This window comes from Massilia sp. Root133 (assembly GCF_001426525.1).
GTDB classification, from domain to species: domain Bacteria; phylum Pseudomonadota; class Gammaproteobacteria; order Burkholderiales; family Burkholderiaceae_D; genus Telluria; species Telluria orientalis.
This window is the reverse complement of record NZ_LMEW01000035.1, coordinates 112,964-128,254: the sequence shown is the minus strand read 5'-3', so window position 1 is coordinate 128,254 and position 15,291 is coordinate 112,964. Positions and strand designations below refer to the sequence as shown.

The 15,291-nt window shown below is 65.5% G+C and carries 17 protein-coding genes; 4 read left to right on the top strand and 13 right to left on the bottom strand.

Annotation, left to right across the window (positions count from 1 at the left end; translation table 11 throughout):
* Window positions 1-49 precede the first annotated feature (49 nt).
* The 6 genes from flgG to flgB all read right to left on the bottom strand — a co-directional run bounded on the left by flgG (window position 50) and on the right by flgB (window position 4,975).
* Entirely contained in the window at window positions 50-832 is a 783-nt protein-coding gene (gene flgG, locus ASD28_RS27345; RefSeq protein ID WP_056136257.1) for a flagellar basal-body rod protein FlgG, read from the bottom strand.
* Between the two features lie 183 nt (window positions 833-1,015).
* Window positions 1,016-1,756: a flagellar basal-body rod protein FlgF gene (flgF, locus tag ASD28_RS27340; RefSeq protein WP_056136255.1), complete on the bottom strand. Its 741-nt coding sequence runs from the start codon at window positions 1,754-1,756 to the stop codon at window positions 1,016-1,018.
* A gap of 83 nt (window positions 1,757-1,839) precedes the next feature.
* Complete coding sequence (locus ASD28_RS27335; protein ID WP_056136253.1) at window positions 1,840-3,366, bottom strand: flagellar hook protein FlgE; 1,527 nt, start codon at window positions 3,364-3,366, stop codon at window positions 1,840-1,842.
* Between the two features lie 43 nt (window positions 3,367-3,409).
* A complete protein-coding gene (locus ASD28_RS27330) occupies window positions 3,410-4,117 on the bottom strand; it encodes a flagellar hook assembly protein FlgD (protein WP_056136252.1) in 708 nt (235 codons plus the stop codon).
* 28 nt (window positions 4,118-4,145) lie between these two features.
* Window positions 4,146-4,544 carry a flagellar basal body rod protein FlgC gene (gene flgC / locus ASD28_RS27325; RefSeq protein ID WP_056136250.1) on the bottom strand — a complete coding sequence of 133 codons (399 nt, stop codon included), beginning with the start codon at window positions 4,542-4,544 and terminating at the stop codon, window positions 4,146-4,148.
* A 2-nt stretch (window positions 4,545-4,546) separates the two neighbouring features.
* Window positions 4,547-4,975 carry a flagellar basal body rod protein FlgB gene (gene flgB / locus ASD28_RS27320; RefSeq protein ID WP_056136249.1) on the bottom strand — a complete coding sequence of 143 codons (429 nt, stop codon included), beginning with the start codon at window positions 4,973-4,975 and terminating at the stop codon, window positions 4,547-4,549.
* Window positions 4,976-5,139: 164 nt separating this feature from the next.
* On the opposite strand from flgB, the gene flgA reads away from it, so the two are divergent.
* The 3 genes from flgA to ASD28_RS27305 all read left to right on the top strand — a co-directional run bounded on the left by flgA (window position 5,140) and on the right by ASD28_RS27305 (window position 6,763).
* On the top strand, window positions 5,140-5,841 hold the full coding sequence (gene flgA / locus ASD28_RS27315) for a flagellar basal body P-ring formation chaperone FlgA (RefSeq protein WP_056136247.1): 702 nt from the start codon (window positions 5,140-5,142) through the stop codon (window positions 5,839-5,841).
* Between the two features lie 138 nt (window positions 5,842-5,979).
* The gene (flgM, locus tag ASD28_RS27310) at window positions 5,980-6,285 is read left to right on the top strand and encodes a flagellar biosynthesis anti-sigma factor FlgM (protein WP_056136244.1); all 306 of its coding nucleotides are present in this window, start codon (window positions 5,980-5,982) and stop codon (window positions 6,283-6,285) included.
* Between the two features lie 7 nt (window positions 6,286-6,292).
* Window positions 6,293-6,763 carry a flagella synthesis protein FlgN gene (locus tag ASD28_RS27305; RefSeq protein WP_056136242.1) on the top strand — a complete coding sequence of 157 codons (471 nt, stop codon included), beginning with the start codon at window positions 6,293-6,295 and terminating at the stop codon, window positions 6,761-6,763.
* Here the strand turns inward: ASD28_RS27305 and ASD28_RS27300 are convergent.
* The 7 genes from ASD28_RS27300 to flhF all read right to left on the bottom strand — a co-directional run bounded on the left by ASD28_RS27300 (window position 6,760) and on the right by flhF (window position 14,555).
* Complete coding sequence (locus tag ASD28_RS27300; RefSeq protein ID WP_056136240.1) at window positions 6,760-9,219, bottom strand: bifunctional diguanylate cyclase/phosphodiesterase; 2,460 nt, start codon at window positions 9,217-9,219, stop codon at window positions 6,760-6,762. The two genes, ASD28_RS27305 and ASD28_RS27300, sit on opposite strands and share 4 nt — an antisense overlap.
* Before the next feature lie 321 nt (window positions 9,220-9,540).
* Complete coding sequence (locus tag ASD28_RS27295) at window positions 9,541-9,942, bottom strand: hypothetical protein (RefSeq protein WP_056136239.1); 402 nt, start codon at window positions 9,940-9,942, stop codon at window positions 9,541-9,543.
* Window positions 9,943-10,001: 59 nt separating this feature from the next.
* Window positions 10,002-10,736, bottom strand: a complete 735-nt coding sequence (gene motD, locus ASD28_RS27290; RefSeq protein WP_056136237.1) for a flagellar motor protein MotD — start codon at window positions 10,734-10,736, stop codon at window positions 10,002-10,004.
* A 9-nt stretch (window positions 10,737-10,745) separates the two neighbouring features.
* Window positions 10,746-11,489: a flagellar motor protein gene (locus ASD28_RS27285; RefSeq protein ID WP_056136235.1), complete on the bottom strand. Its 744-nt coding sequence runs from the start codon at window positions 11,487-11,489 to the stop codon at window positions 10,746-10,748.
* Window positions 11,480-12,199, bottom strand: coding sequence for an RNA polymerase sigma factor FliA (locus ASD28_RS27280; RefSeq protein WP_056136233.1), 720 nt, complete (start codon window positions 12,197-12,199; stop codon window positions 11,480-11,482). The genes ASD28_RS27285 and ASD28_RS27280 overlap by 10 nt, the downstream gene beginning before the upstream one ends.
* A gap of 30 nt (window positions 12,200-12,229) precedes the next feature.
* The gene (locus ASD28_RS27275; protein WP_056136231.1) at window positions 12,230-13,114 is read right to left on the bottom strand and encodes a hypothetical protein; all 885 of its coding nucleotides are present in this window, start codon (window positions 13,112-13,114) and stop codon (window positions 12,230-12,232) included.
* Window positions 13,107-14,555 (bottom strand): flagellar biosynthesis protein FlhF, encoded by a 1,449-nt coding sequence (gene flhF, locus ASD28_RS27270; protein ID WP_056136229.1) that lies wholly within the window; start codon window positions 14,553-14,555, stop codon window positions 13,107-13,109. Before flhF ends, ASD28_RS27275 begins: the two co-directional genes overlap by 8 nt.
* A gap of 446 nt (window positions 14,556-15,001) precedes the next feature.
* Here flhF and ASD28_RS27265 point away from each other — a divergent pair, with 446 nt between their 5' ends.
* Complete coding sequence (locus ASD28_RS27265; RefSeq protein ID WP_056136227.1) at window positions 15,002-15,241, top strand: hypothetical protein; 240 nt, start codon at window positions 15,002-15,004, stop codon at window positions 15,239-15,241.
* The last annotated feature ends 50 nt before the right edge of the window (window positions 15,242-15,291 follow it).

Here is a 15,291-nt window from a genome sequence, read left to right as displayed (position 1 = left end):
CGGCGATGGCTCCCCGCGAAGGCGGGGATCCAGGTTTTATAAACCTTTTTCATAACTGGGAAATCTTTGCCAGCATCTGGTCGGACGTGGTGATGGCCTTGCTGTTGATCTCGTACGCGCGCTGCGTCTGGATCATGTTGACCATCTCTTCGACGACGTTCACGTTGGACGTTTCGACATAGCCCTGCATCAACACGCCGGCGCCGTTCGTGCCCGGGGTGCCGGCCTGCGCGGTGCCGGACGAGCCGGTCTCGGCATACAGGTTCTCGCCCAGCGATTCCAGGCCGGCCGGGTTGACGAAGTTCGCCACCTGGATCGAGCCGATCTGCGTGGGCGCCACGGTGCCCGGCGTCGTGACGGACACGGTGCCGTCGCGGCCGACGGTCATCGTCAGCGCGTTGCTGGGCACGGTGATGGGCGGCTGCAACACGTAGCCGCTGGAGGTGACGAGCTGGCCGTTGTTATCGGTCTGGAACGAGCCGTCGCGGGTGTAGGCCGTGGTACCGTCCGGCATCAGGACCTGGAAGAAGCCCGAGCCGTTGATCATCACGTCCTTCGAGTTGCCGGTCTGCTGGGGATTGCCCTGCGTGTGGATGCGCTCGGTGGCGACGGCGCGCACACCGGTACCGATCTGCAGGCCGGACGGCAGCTGCGTCTGCTGCGAGGATTGCGCGCCGGGCTGGCGCACGTTTTGATACAACAAATCTTCGAACACGGCACGCGACTTCTTGAAGCCGTTCGTGCTGACGTTGGCGAGGTTGTTGGTGACGACGTCGAGGTTGGTCTGCTGCGCTTCCAGGCCAGTTTTCGCGATGTAAAGCGAACGGATCATGGTGTTCTCCTATGGGCGCCTGCAAACCTGCTCCGCGTTGCATCGTCGGTCTGCGATGCTCGCTGTACTTTCGTACAGCTGCGCTTCTCAACCAACGCTGCTGCCGCTCGCGACGGTTTTCAGGGGCCCCTACACGGCGACGGCAAACCCGTCACCCACCATGAAATTATGTCCCAGAAGAAATCAAGTCAAAGCGAGGATCTGCGTCGCTTTCGCCGCGTTATTCTCCGCGTTCTTCAACAGGCTCATTTGTGTCTCGAGAGAACGTGCCAAAGAGATCATGTTCACCATCGAGTCGACGGCGGAGACGTTACTGCCCTCCAGCGCGCCGCTCGTCACCGTCACGGCCGCGTCGGCCTGGGCCGGGGTGCCGTCCTGCTGGCGGAACAAGCCGTCGTCGCCGCGCACGAGCTGTTTCTGGTCCGGATTGACGAGTTTCAGACGGCCGACGATGGTGGACGTGGCCGGCACGGTGTCCGTCGTCAGCGACGCGATCGAGCCGTCCTTGCCGATGGAGACTGTCGTGTTCGGCGGAATCGCGATCGGACCGCCCTCGCCCATCACCGTCTGGCCGTTCGCCGTCTGCAGGATGCCGTTGGGGCTGACCTGCAGCGAGCCGTTGCGCGTATAGGCTTCGGTGCCGTCCTGCATCTGCACGGCGATCCAGCCCTGGCCCTTGATGGCCACGTCGAGATCGCGCCCCGTCACCTGCAGCGGGCCCGCCGCGAAATCCGCGCCGACCGTGTTGTCGACGACGAATGCGCGCGTGGGCAAGCCTTCGCTGACGACGGGCACGGCGCGGAACGTATCGAGCTGGGCGCGGAAGCCCGTCGTGGACAGGTTGGCCAGGTTGTTCGACGTCGTGGCCTGCTGCTCGAGGATGTGCTTGGCGCCGGAGGCGGCAGTGTAGATCAGGCGGTCCATGATACCTATCCTTACCGGGGTCAGACCCCGATTTTTGGCAATTTCCTAAAACCGGGCTCTGACCCCGGTTTTGAGCTCTATCCTTAGCGCAGGTTCACAAGCGTCTGCAGCACCGAGTCCTGCGTCTTGATCGTCTGGGCATTGGCCTGGTAGACGCGCTGGGCCGTGATCATGTTGACCAGTTCGGCCGTCAGGTCCACGTTCGAGGCTTCCGTCGCCGACGATTGCAGCACGCCGAAGCCGCCCGTGCCCGCGGTGCCCAGCAGCGGCGTCCCCGAAGCCGACGTTTCGGCCCACGAATTGTTGCCGATCGGCTCCAGGCCGCCCGAGTTCGTGAAATTCGCGAGGACGACCTGGCCCAGCGCCTTGGTCTGGCCGTTGCTGTACTGGCCCAGCAAGGTGCCGTCGGCGGCGGCCGAGAAGCGCTGCAGGTGGCCCGGCTTGTAGCCGTCCTGCGTGGTCAGTTTTTCGCTGGTGTCGGAGCCGTACTGGGTGCTGCCGTTGAAGCCGAGCTTGATCGACAGGGTTTCCTTGGCGCCCGTCGCCGGATAGACCGGGAAGGTCACGGCCAGCGGCAGCGTCTGCGGCGACATCAGGGCGGCCGACAGCGCGCCGTTCGAGTCGAACTTCAGCGTGCCGATCGGGACCGACGGCACGGACACGGCGGCGGCGATGTCCTTGTCGACCTGGTCAGGCGTGTAGCCGGCCGTGTTGCCCGCGTCGGTGGCGGCGGTCTGGATGGCGGTGACGGTGGCCGCGGTGGCACCGGCCGTGCCCGCGGCACCGCTGACGGCCGCGGACGCGGCGGCGGCATAGCCGGCCAGCGCGGCGGCGATGGCGGCCGGATCCTGCGGCGATGCCTTCGTGGCCGCGGTCCACGCGTCGCGCGCCGTCTGTGCCGCCGCGTTGCCTGTGGCGGCCTTGGCCACGTTGACGTTGGTGAGCTCGGTGCCGTCGGCGCCGGCATACACGTCCCAGGTGCCGGAACCCGTCTTCACGTAGAACATCGACATCGTGTGCTCGTTGCCCAGGGTGTCGTACACGCTGACCGGCACCTGCTTGTTGTACGTGGTCGCGTCGTTGGCGTTGAACGGGAAGTTGGTCGGGACGGTCTCGCGCGAGTCCAGGTTGATCGACGTATCGACCTTGGTGGTCGCGACCGGCTTCATGTCGGCCGTGCTGATCTTCAGCGGGGCCGGCGTGCTGGCCAGGATCTGGCCGTTCGGGCTGACGCCGTAGCCCGTCACGTTGGCGCCCTGCGGCGTGACGATGTAGCCGTTCTTGTCCAGCGAGAACTGGCCGTTGCGGGTGTACTGGACGGTGCCCGAAATCTCGGTGCGGAAGAAACCGGCGCCGTTGATCGCGATGTCGAGCGGGTTGGCCGTCGTCTCGATATTACCCTGGGTGAACTGCTGGGCGATGGCCGCCACGCTCACGCCGATACCGGCCTGGGTCGCGCCCGCGCCGTTCAGCGAGCGGGCGTAGACGTCCGCGAATTGCGTGTTCGAGCCCTTGAAGCCGACGGTGCTCGAGTTGGCGATGTTGTTGCCGATGACGTCCAGCGATTTCGCTGCGCCGTTCAAGCCGCTCAGGCCTTGTTGGAAGGACATGTTGTGCTCCTGTTATTCGTTCGTTTCGCGGTACCGACCGCGCTTAGAGGACTTGCTTGATGTCGGCCAGCGTGAGCGCGCCCTTGCCGGACAGGTTCAGCTTGACGCCATCGGCGCTGTTGGTGGTGACGCTGGCGACGCTGTCGAACGACAGGCCTTTCGCGTCGGTCAGGTCGGCGCCGCCGCGCGTCGCCACGACCTTGAACGTGTAATTGCCATCGGCCAGCGTGACCGGCTTGCCGTTGCTGTCCAGCTTTTTCGGATCGGGCACGCCGTCCCACGCGAGCGGCATGACGCCGGCCTTCTGCGCGCCCATGTCGATCGTGTCCACTTCGTTGCCCTTGGCATCGCTGATGACGATCTTGACATTGTCGGCATCGGTGGCCAGTTCGGCACCCAGGATCGCCTTGCCGCTCGACAGCGTGACACCGCTGCCTTCGACGAGCACGCCGCGGCCGATCAGCCCCGTCGCCTGCATCGCTTCCGAGCTCTTGTAGCTGGACTGCAGCGATTCCAGCGTCGTGTTCAGCTTGTTCACGCCCGTCACGGTCTGCAGCTGCGCGAGCTGGCTCGTCATCTGGGCGTTGTCCATCGGGTTCAGCGGATCCTGGTTCTGCAGCTGGGTCACCAGCAGGGTCATGAACTTGTCGGTGTCGGCGGAGACGCTGTCCGTGCTGGTCGGCTTCTTCGCGTTCATCGTCGACATCAGGTCGGTGATGGGGGTGCTGGTGGTATCGGTTACGGTCGCCATGGGAGCGTGTCAGAAAGAGTGGATCGGATTACTGGCCGAGGGTCAGTGTCTTGAGCAGCATGGTCTTGGCCGCGTTCATGGTCTCGACGTTCGTCTGGTACGAGCGCGACGCCGACAGCATGTTGACCATCTCGTCGACCACGTTCACGTTGGGCATGGCCACATAGCCCTTGTCGTCGGCGAGGGGATTCTTGGGGTCGTACACCTGCTTCAGGGGCGAGGCATCCTCGACCACTTCGCGCACCTTGACGCCCGTGCCGCTGTCCATCGGGACGGCCTCGAACACGACCTGCTTGGCGCGGTAGGCTTCGCCCGTGGCGCTCGTCGCGCTGTCGGCGTTGGCGAGATTGCTGGCCGTCGTGTTCAGGCGCTGCGCCTGGGCGCTCATCGCCGAACCGGCCACGTTGAAGACATTAAACAAGGACATGATTACTGGCCTCCCTGGATGGCCGCGAGCATATTGCGGATCTGCTGGTTGATCATCGTGATGCCGGCTTCGTAGCGCAGCGCGTTGTCGGCGAACTGGGTGCGTTCCGTGTCCATGTCGACCGTGTTGCCGTCGACCGCGCCCTGCGTCACCGTGCGGTACAGCACGGGCGTGGCGCCGTCGCCCAGCGTCTTGCCGTCGGCGGCCGCCTGGCCGTTCGGATAATGGGCGGCGGCCGTCGTGTTCAGCGGCCCCGTGTTCGTCGCGCGGGCCAGCGCACCCTGCAGCGCGCTGGAGAAATCGATGTCGCGCGCCTTGAAGTTCGGCGTGTCCGCGTTGGCGATGTTCGAGGCGAGCAATTCCTGGCGCTGCGAGCGCAGGCTCAGCGCGGTTTCATTGAAACGCAGGTACTCGTCGAGTTTGCCGATCATGATTACTCCAGGCATGGGGTGGTGGACAGGATGGATCATACGGACCGGCGAACTCTTCCAATCGGGCAATAAAGCGACCCAAAACCCGGCTATTCGGCGATTCGATGGCGGCGTGCCGGACCTAAGATGGCACCGTCGCAAAAAACCGTATCGCTCACTTATTCATGAAACGCACGCTCATTACCGCCCTGCTCATCGGCGCCGCCGCGCTGGCGCACGCGCAGACGACGCCCGCTGGCGGCCGTCAGAACGTCAACACCCTGCGCACCGTCGTCGAGCAATTCCTGCGGACGCAGACGGCCGGCCTGCCCGGCACCGTGACGGTGAAAGTGGGCGCGATCGACGCCCGCACGGCGCTGGCCGCCTGCCCCGCGCCGGAAGCGTTCCTGCAGCCGGGCGCGCGCGCCTGGGGCAAGACGACCGTGGGCGTGCGCTGCACGGCGCCGTCGAACTGGACGCTCTTCGTGCAGGCGCAGGTGAACGTGCAGGCCGACTACGTGGCCGCCGCACTGCCCCTGGCCCAGGGCCAGCCGATCGAGCAGAGCCAGCTCGTGTTGATGAAAGGCGACATTGCCGCCATGCCGAACGGCATCATCACCGACATGGCCCAGGCGATCGGCCGCACCCCGACCGTGTCGCTGGTGGCCGGCACGCCGTTGCGCCTGGACACGCTGCGCAGCCGGCCCGTCGTGCAGCAAGGCCAGGCCGTACGCCTGGTTACTAGTGGAAATGGATTTTCAGTATCAGCCGAAGGCAAGGCCATCGGCAACGCCAGCGACGGCCAGATCGTGCAGGTGCGCACGCCATCCGGCTCGGTCGTGAGCGGCACGGCGCGGAGCGGCGGGATGGTCGAAGTGGCGTTTTGATGGCAGCAAAGGAGCAGGATCGTTGAAAGTGCGGCTTGCGTCCGCACTTTCTTTGATGTCCCCTAAAGTTTTTGGCAAGGGCGCCGTTACTGAAGGCAGATCCCGGGCTTTCTGCTCCGACCTGAGAAGGATGATGCTGTGAAAATCAACGATACACTCAAGAACAACGCGAGCGTCCAGGCCAACAACACGCCGGCCACGACTGCGAAGAGCAGCGACGCGGCCGCCGCGAAATCGGTCATGCCCGCAGCGACCGACACCGTGCGCCTGTCCTCGCAAGGCCAGGCCCTCGCGGCCGGCAGCACCAGTCAAGTGTTCGACAGCAAAAAGGTCGAACGCATCAAGGCGGCCATCGCGGATGGCCAGTTTCATGTGAATTCCGAGAAAGTGGCGGACGGCCTGTTGGATACGGTGCGCGATCTGCTGCATTCCCGCAAACAATAGATAATCAATGGCCATTGCATCCCCTGGCGCAACCCTGCGCGACGAACAGCAAGTGATCGGTTCCATCGTGGAGCTGATGAAAACCGAGCAACAGTTCCTGATCAGTGCGGATGCGGATGGCCTCTCGACCATCACCCCCAACAAGCTGCAGTTGGCGCAGCGTGCCGCGACACTGTCGCGCGTGCGCCACAAGGCCCTCGGCGCCGCCGGCTTTCCCGCGGACGAATCCGGCATGGAACCCTGGCTGGCCGTGGGCGGCAACGCCGAGTATCGCGACGCGTGGAACCGCCTGCTGGAACTCACCCGCGAAGCGAAAGAACTCAACCGCGTCAACGGCATGATCGTCAACCGCCAGCTGGGCCAGACCCAGGCGGCCTTGAGCGAATTGCGCGGTCCCGGCGGCGGCGCGGCCGGCGTCTACGGCCCGGCCGGCCAGACGATGTCGACGGGTCCGTCGCGGCGGTTCGTCGTCGGTTAATTCACCATCGCGCCGTTCGCCGTCTTCTCGGCGAACATCCGCTCGATCTGCTCCGGCCACACCGGCGGGCTGAAGTAATAGCCCTGGATTTCATCGCAGCCATTCTCGCGCAGGAACGCCGCCTGCTCGGCCGTCTCGACACCCTCCGCCACCGCTTCCAGGTTCAGCGTATGCGCCAGCGCGATGATGGCGCACGCGATGGCCGCGTCGTTCGGGTCGGCCGTCACGTCGCTGACGAACGAGCGGTCGATCTTCAGCACGTCGATGGGGAAGCGCTTCAGGTAGCTGAGCGACGAATAGCCGGTGCCGAAGTCGTCGATCGACAACGCGACGCCGAGCGCCTTCAGCGAACGGAGCACGCTCGTCGCCTCGCCCGTGTCGCGCATGACCGTCGATTCCGTGATCTCGATTTCCAGGCAGGCCGGCGGCAAACTGCTGCGCTCCAGCGCGGCCTGGACGCGCTGGGCGAGGCCGGCCTGCTGGAACTGACGTGCCGACAGGTTGACGGACACGCGCAGCGGCGGCAATCCCTGCGCGCGCCACGTGGCCGCGCGCGCGCAGGCTTCGTCCAGCACCCACATGTCGAGATCGTCGATCAGGCCCGTCTCCTCGGCGAGCGGAATGAAGCGCGCCGGCGGCACGAGGCCCAACACCGGATGGCGCCAGCGCACGAGGGCTTCCACGCCGATCACGGTGCCGCTGGCCAGGTCGACGCGCGGCTGGTATTGCAGCGCGAACTGGTTCCGTTCGATGCCATGGCGCAGCAGCGCTTCCAAGTCGACCCGCTCGCGGATCGCCTGCGCCATCGCGTCCGTGTGGAAGCGGTAGCGCGCGGGCCCTTCCGCGCGCGCGGCGGCCATCGCCACCTGCGCCATCTGCAGCAATCCGTGCGCGCCGCAGCCGTTTGCGGGCGGCAGTGCGATGCCGACGCTGGCGGCCAGGAACACGCGCTGGCCGTCGAGCAGGAACGGCTCGCGCATCGACGCCAGCAGCCGGGCGGCCAGCGCCGCGGCGGCGGTCTCGCCCGACTGTTTTTGCACGACGATGAATTCGTTGCCGCCCTGGCGCGCCAGCATGTCGCCGCCGGCCAGCAGGCACGACAGGCGCACGACGCATTCGCGCAACACGTCGTCGCCGCCGCCATAGCCGTAGCCGCTGTTGATCTTGCGGAATTCGTGCAGGTCGAACACGAGCACGGCGAGCGTGCGTCCGTCCTGGCGCGCGGCCGCGATGGCCTCGTCCAGCGTCTCGAGGATGCGGTTGCGGTTCGGCAGGCCCGTCAGCGCGTCGTGCGTGAGCTGCTCGACGAGCGCGCGCTCGAGCCGGCGCCGCTCCGACAAATCGCGCACGATCGCCACCTGCTGGCCGCTCGGCATGCCGGCGCGGCGCACCTCGGCCGGGAAGGCGGCGCCGTACAGGCGGCGGCAGTCCAGCTCGGCGTCGCCGGCGGCGGCGGGCACCAGCACGTCCAGCGGCAGGCCGGCGGCCGTCTCGCGCGCGACGCCGAACAGGCTTTCCGCGCGCGCATTCATCATCGTGATGCGCTCTTCCGCCCCGACGAGCAGGATCGCGTCCGGCGCGCATTCCATCAGGCTGCGGAAGCTCGCCTCGCTCTCGGCCAGCGACCGCTCCGACCGCTGCAGCCGCAGGTACGGCGCCTGCACGGCCGCCACCCAGATCGCGCGATGCAGGCACAGGTAGGCGATCACCTTGTACACATGGCCGACAAAGTTCACGACGTCGTCCGGCCGGACATACAGCGTGAAACTGACGCCGCCCAAGGCCATCACGGCCGCCGTGGCGGCCAGGTAGCGGTCGGTGCGCAGGCGGGTGACGAGGGCGCGGCGCAGCAGGAACAGCGCGGCGACGGCATTCAGCACGATCAGCACCAGCTCGCAACCGATCTTGAACGACGTCAGCCCCTGCCCCGCCACGTATGTAGCCGGCAACCCCAGCGGATCGGCCACGGCCAGCCAGAAGCCGAGCGCGACGATGCCCAGCGCCGCCAGCAGCGCCCAGCCGCGCACGCGCCGGCCGACCGTGCGCTCGCGCGGCGCGAACGCGGCGACGAGCAGCGCCGCGGCACTGACGACGCGCGCGAGCAGCCAGAATTCGATGCCGTGTCCGACCGACCCCGGCCCCGCCACGCCGGGCATGCCGTCGACCGACATCAGGTGGCCGATGTCGAGCAGGCCGACGGCCAGCGCACTCGGCGACAGCAGTGCCACGCGGATCGGCATGTCGCGGCCGATGCCGTGCCAGCCCGTGGCAAACACGAGCATCGCCACGACGACGGAAAACACTTCCATCGCCGTGTGCGCCGTCAGGTACCAGCGCGGATCCCACGGCAGCCGCGCTGCGTTGCCGAGCGCGAGCCAGGCCATGAACAGCGCCAGCAAGGTGGTGAGGATGGACAGCCGTACCGTGGACGGAATCTTGCGCGCATGCCGCCTCATGCGGCCCTGCCCGCGGTTGGCCGGCGGTGCGTGCGAAGTCCGCTCATGCGGGATACCTGGCTGTCGTGCTCGATATTCATGTGCTGAAGCATTTGACGCCGCGGGCAAGGCCGCGCCGGCTTGGAAGGAAGATTCCCCAATGAAACTTTCATATCCAGGGAATCAATATATGATAACAGTTTAATAAATGTAGATCGAGCAATACTTACGCCAACGATCAATATGTTGCATCAATGTACCAAATTGAACGCTAACGGGACAATCTCGCGGCGATAAATACGGTGAGTTGCCGGCCAGGCCGCGCCGTAACGTACAGGGACGTCAAGGCGCGATGTGGCGAAACAGCACGGGTTCGGTGACGAGCGGCGTGGTCGCTTCGGGATGGTGGATGTCGGCCAGCGCCAGGCCGGCGTAGCGCAGTTCATAGGTGTGATCGCCGGGCCGGAACGCGTAGTCGGACGTGATGTCGACCGTGTGCGTGTGGGCGGAGTGCGGCGGCAGTTCGAACCAGCCGGCGCCGCCGCGCGCGGCATTGGCGCCGACGTAGGCGATGGGCGCGCCGCCGGGATGCACGCGCACGTCGAACACGCGCCCGCCGGGCCGGGGATCATCGGTCAGCGCGCGCGGCAGCCAGACCCGGCGCTCGCCGCGGTTTTCCGCCTTGAAGGTGATCCATACCTTGTCGTGCCGCGCGTCGACGCTCAGGCTTGCGTGCAGGTTCATCCGCCCTCCTCCTTCGATCGACATTGCTGTCGCGTTGGAACGATTGTAACGCGCCCCCGTCAGGAATTGGCGCCGGACAGGATCGTGACGGCCACCCGCCGGTTGCGCGCGCGCCCGGCGGGGTCGTCGTTCGAGGCGATCGGCCGGTTCGCACCGCGTCCGACGGCGGCCAGGCGCTCCTCGGCGACGCCGTTCGCCGCGAACAGGCGCACGACGGTCGTGGCGCGCACGGCCGACAATTCCCAGTTCGACGCGAACGCCGGGCTGCCGATCGGCGTGTTGTCCGTAAAACCTTCAACTTCGATGCCGTGCGGATCGGCCTTCAGCAGGTCGGCGACGGTGCGCAGCGTCTCCTGCGCGGTGGGCGTCAGGGTGGCATCGCCCTCGTCGAACAGGGCACTCGCATTGATCTCGAGCGTGACGCCGCGCGCCGTCTGCGTGACGCGCATCTTGCCGGTGTTGACGAGGGGTTTGAGGATGCTGTCGAGTTTTTGCGCCAGCAGTTCGAGGCGCTCGCGGTCGCGCTTGGCCGCTTCCGCGCGCTTGTGGGCGAGGATCGCCGACAGCGGCAGTGCCTCGACCTCGACCATCGTGTTCGACTTGTTCGCCGCGCCGCGGCCGCCGAACGCGTCGCCCAGCGCTTCCGACAACACCGTGTACTTGCCGATATTGACCACGGACACCGCGTACATGACGACGAAGAACGCGAACAGCAACGTGATGAAGTCGGCGTAGGAAATCAGCCAGCGTTCGTGGTTCTCGTTGTCCTGCTCGTACTTCTTGCGGCGCGCCATGGTGCCGGATCAGTGTTCGGACAGCAGGCACGCCACGCGCTCGTCGAGCACGCGCGTGTAGTCGCCGGTGGCGATATCGTGGAAGACGTCGGCCAGGATTTCGTACTGGGCCACGCGCTCGCTGACGATGCCCTTGATCTTGTTGCCGACCGGGTAAAAGAACAGGTTCGCGAGACCCACGCCGTACACGGTCGACACGAACGCGACGGCGATGCCGGCGCCCAGCCTGGACGGGTCGGACAGGTTTTCCATCACGTGGATCAAGCCCAGCACGGCGCCGAGGATGCCGACGGTGGGTGCATAGCCGGCCGCCGATTCCCAGATGCGCGCGGCCTGGCGTTCGCGGAATTCGTAGTTGTTGATTTCCGTGTGCATCAGGCTGCGCAGCTTGTCGGGCTGGATGCCGTCGACGACGAGGCGCAGGCCTTTCTGGATGAACGGATCGGCCTTGGCCATGTACTGCTCGAGCGACAGCAGGCCGTCGCGCCGCGCGGACAGGCTCCACAAATGGATTTCGCGGGCCAGCGCATGGCGGCGGTCCGGCGGGGTGACGAACACCCAGCGCAACATGCGCACGCCGCGCACGAAGGCTTGCGACTTCGTCTGCAGCAGCACGGCGCCGAACGTGCCGACGACGACGATGGCGAAGGCGGCGGGCTGGAACAGCGAGGAAAACTTGCCGCCGTCGAGCGTGTGCCCGACGAAGATGCCGGCCAGTGCCAGCAGGAGACCGAGCAGGCTGGTCAGGTCCACGAACGCTCCCGCAGATACGTGCGCAGGCGCGCCACGGCCTGGGTGTGCAGCTGCGAAACGCGCGATTCCGACACGCCCATCACGGCGCCGATTTCCTTGAGGTTGAGTTCTTCTTCGTAGTACAGGCCCATCAGCATCTTCTCGCGCGGCGGCAACGCGTCGATGGCGTCGATGACGGTCTGGCGGAAGTCCGTGTCGAGCAGGCTCTTCAGTGGATCGTCGTCGTCCACGGCATAGCGGTCGAGGAAGCCTTCGCTGCCGTCCTCGTCATGGAAGTCTTCGTAGTACACGAGCTGGTGGCCGCCGGAATCGCCCAGCAGATCCTGGTAATCGGGCAGCGACAACTTGAGCGACTTCGCGACCTCCGATTCGCTGGGCGGACGGCCCAATTGCTGTTGCAGCGTGGCCATGGCCGACTCGACCTTGCGCATGTTGGCGCGCGTGGAGCGCGGCATCCAGTCGCTGCTGCGCAGCTCGTCCAGCATCGCGCCGCGGATGCGCAGCACCGCATAGGTCTCGAACTGCGCGCCGTGGTTCTCCTCGTAGCGGTTGATCGCATCGAGCAGGCCCATCATGCCGGCCTGTACCAGGTCATCGACTTCGACGGACGGCGGGAGCTTGGCCTTCATCTGGTGGGCGAGACGCTTCACCAACGGCATGTGCTCCGTCAGCAGAGAGTTTTTGTCCGCTTTCCCTTTGACCGTGTACATGGTTCCAGTAATTAATTATTCTTCACCGCTTCAGGCGGCCCGTCCCTGCTGCATGCCGGTGCGCGCAAAGCGCCCGGCCAGGCGGCGGAACGCCACCGAAGCGCCGGCCAGCGGGAATGCGTCGACCACGGCGCGCCCGAGGCGCGCGGCGCGGTGCAGGTACTCGTCGGCCGGTACGGAGCCCATCGAGGTCAGGGTTACCGCCAAGTAACGAGTTGCCGCAGATGACATATTATCGTATACCACCTTCGCCTCGGCTTCGGTAGCGCCCGTGACAAGGATACCGAACGGGCGGCGGCCGAGATGCTGCGACAAACGCTTGATCAGCGCATAGGCGTTCGTGATCGACGCGGCGCTCGTCGACACCTGCACGACGATCTCGGACGAGGCCATGATCGGCACGGGGAACGTGCCATCGTCGGAAAATTCGCCGTCGACCATGATGATGCTGCCGGACGATTGCTGGACCAGAACGTCAAAGGTTTTGGCCAGACGCCGCATCTCATCCGTCGCTCCCGCGTAGGCGGGAGCCCAATTTTGCTGGCGTACCCGGCTGCTCGAAGAAACTTGGGTCCCCGCCTGAGCGGGGACGACGAGTTCATGTGCCATCTTCACCACGGAAAAGCCCTGCGGCACCGGGTGGATGACCTGGTTCAGCGCGCATTCCTGGCGCGCGACCTGCAGCAGGCTCGGGCCGCGGTCGACGCCGAGACGCTGGGCCACGCCGTAGTCGCGCGTGCAGGCGTCGACGATCATCACGTCATTGCCGGACTGGGCCAGCGAGGCGCCCAGGTTGACGAGCATGGCGCCCTTGTCGTCCTGGGGCGTCGCGGAGAGGAAGGTCACGATGCGCGGCTTGGGGCCGGCCAGCATCCGGCGCAGGCCCTCCGCCTGGTCGAAGTCGAAACTAGCCAACGTACACCTCGCGCAGCGAACGGTCGTTATTCAGGTTGCCCAGGCCGGCCATCATCAGCGGCAGGTCGGCGTCGGCGATCTGGGCGGCGGCATCGCGCCTGGTGCGGAAGGCGCGGTCGACCAGCATCGCGCGGTCGGCCAGGTGCAGGTCTTCCGGCACGCGCTGGCCGTTGGAGATGTAGTGCAGGTTCAGCTTCTGGCGCACGAGCACGTCCAGCACGTTGCCGATCGACGCGGCTTCGTCCATCTTGGTCATGATGGCGCCCGCGAGGCCCGTGCCCTGGTAGGCACGCACGACTTCGTTCAGCGTCTCGTTGGTCGACGTCGCGTTCAGGCACAGCAGGCGCTTCACGTCGGCGCCCGACTCCGTCAGCATGGCGACCTGCTCCGTCACCATCTGGTCGCGCTGCGACATGCCGATCGTGTCGATCAGCACGGTGTGCTTGTTGCGCAGTTCCTTCAGGGCGATGCGCAGGTCGGCCTCGTCCTTCACCGAGTGCACCATCACGCCCAGGATCTTGCCGTAGATGCGCAGTTGCTCGTGGCCGCCGATACGGTAGGCGTCCGTCGTGATCAGCGCCAGCTTTTCCGGACCGTGGCGCATCACGCAGCGGGCCGCCAGCTTGGCGGTCGTCGTCGTCTTGCCGACACCGGTCGGGCCGACCAGCGCGAACACGCCGCCGCGGTCGAGGATCGCATCCTCGTCGGCCATCGTCGTGATGTTGCGTGCCAGGACCGTCTTGACCCAACGCAGCGACTCGGCGGCATCCTTGCCGGCCGGCAGCTTGTCGACCAGGTAGCGCGACAGGCTCGCCGAAAAGCCGGCGGCCAGCATCTCGCGCAGCACGACGGCCTTCTGCGGCTCGCGCTGCTGGGTGGTGCCCCACGACAGCTCGGCCAGTTGCGATTCCATCATGCCGCGCATGGCGCGGATCTCGTTCATCATGCCGTGCATTTCGGCGGCGGCGGATTCTTTCGCCTGGGCAATCGCGGCCGACATCATCGCGGTCATCGCGGCCATGTCGAAGGCCGGCGCCTCCGGTTGCGGCGCGCGGCGGTTGGCGTAGGTCGGTGCGACGGCCGGTGCGGCGGGCTCGTCCATGTCGTACAGCGAATTCATCGGCTGGCGCGCGGCCGGGGCTTCCTGGAAAGCGCGCGGTGCCGGGCGGGCTGCCGGACGCGGTGCCGGGGCCGGCGCGGGAGCCGGCTCGAAGTCGTCGAACGTCGGTTCCTGGATGCGCAGGTTCGGGCGCGGCGCGGCCATTTCCGATTCCGGTGCCGGGGAAGCCAGCGACGCGACGTCGTCGTTGTCCAGTGCCAGGATTTCGACCACGCCATCGACCGGGCGGTTCGACAGGATGACCGCGTCCGGTCCCAGGGCCTCGCGCACTTTGCGCAGGGCTTCTCGGGAAGTCGCCGCTGTAAATTTCTTCACGTTCATCGTTGTTCTCCGCTCTTGCTGGCTTGGTTCGCTATCCGGTCATGCGGGCACAATCGCCCATTCACAGTGAGGATTATTGACGATGCCGGTAGGAAACCATCGCGGGAAAAGGACGGGGAAAGGCGCTTATTTCATTCATGCGGCGCGGCGGACACACCTGCACCGATCGCCAGAAAAGTTAATTGCCACGTAAATACAATGGTGAGAGAATTGGAACACAGCAACAAGATCATCGGTACGGGCACAATCTGTCATCTATGAGACAATTCTCAAACAGTCAATTGTTCAACTTTTAATATTTGTGGCAACTTTGGCATGACAAGCGTAATAGAACAGAACGAATCAGTGTCTTGATCGCAAATTGTGTTCAAATGTAACAACGAATTTTATGGTCGTGCTAGACTGCGTAAACACCGTGTACTTGGCTTACATCGAAAGGCCAACAGATGAAACTGAGAATACCGAAGCGCCAACCCGGTACCCCCGGTGCTGAAGCCGCCCTCGTTCATTTCTGCGAGATGCTGGACCGCTGTATTCCCATCTTGCGTACCGTATTTCTCATTGCAGGGGTGCTCGCCGCAGCACTGAAGGTCGGGCGAACCGCCGACTTCCTCTTTGCCACGGGTCTGCTCTTCCAGTTTGCGATGTGGTTCAACGACTGGTGGATCAGGACACGGGCTCGCTGACACTGTTCAGGATATAAAAAAACCGCGGTCTCGATGTGAAACCGCGGTTC

Coding starts and splice junctions, on each gene's coding strand:
- ASD28_RS27335 (WP_056136253.1), bottom strand. CDS start 3,366: ATGTCCTTCCAACAAGGCCTGAGCGGCTTGAACGGCGCAGCGAAATCG.
- motD (WP_056136237.1), bottom strand. CDS start 10,736: ATGGCGCGCCGCAAGAAGTACGAGCAGGACAACGAGAACCACGAACGC.
- ASD28_RS27305 (WP_056136242.1), top strand. CDS start 6,293: ATGGCCATTGCATCCCCTGGCGCAACCCTGCGCGACGAACAGCAAGTG.
- ASD28_RS27280 (WP_056136233.1), bottom strand. CDS start 12,199: ATGTACACGGTCAAAGGGAAAGCGGACAAAAACTCTCTGCTGACGGAG.
- flgA (WP_056136247.1), top strand. CDS start 5,140: ATGAAACGCACGCTCATTACCGCCCTGCTCATCGGCGCCGCCGCGCTG.
- ASD28_RS27330 (WP_056136252.1), bottom strand. CDS start 4,117: ATGGCGACCGTAACCGATACCACCAGCACCCCCATCACCGACCTGATG.
- ASD28_RS27300 (WP_056136240.1), bottom strand. CDS start 9,219: ATGAGGCGGCATGCGCGCAAGATTCCGTCCACGGTACGGCTGTCCATC.
- flgB (WP_056136249.1), bottom strand. CDS start 4,975: ATGATCGGCAAACTCGACGAGTACCTGCGTTTCAATGAAACCGCGCTG.
- ASD28_RS27295 (WP_056136239.1), bottom strand. CDS start 9,942: ATGAACCTGCACGCAAGCCTGAGCGTCGACGCGCGGCACGACAAGGTA.
- flhF (WP_056136229.1), bottom strand. CDS start 14,555: ATGAACGTGAAGAAATTTACAGCGGCGACTTCCCGAGAAGCCCTGCGC.
- ASD28_RS27265 (WP_056136227.1), top strand. CDS start 15,002: ATGAAACTGAGAATACCGAAGCGCCAACCCGGTACCCCCGGTGCTGAA.
- flgC (WP_056136250.1), bottom strand. CDS start 4,544: ATGTCCTTGTTTAATGTCTTCAACGTGGCCGGTTCGGCGATGAGCGCC.
- flgG (WP_056136257.1), bottom strand. CDS start 832: ATGATCCGTTCGCTTTACATCGCGAAAACTGGCCTGGAAGCGCAGCAG.
- flgF (WP_056136255.1), bottom strand. CDS start 1,756: ATGGACCGCCTGATCTACACTGCCGCCTCCGGCGCCAAGCACATCCTC.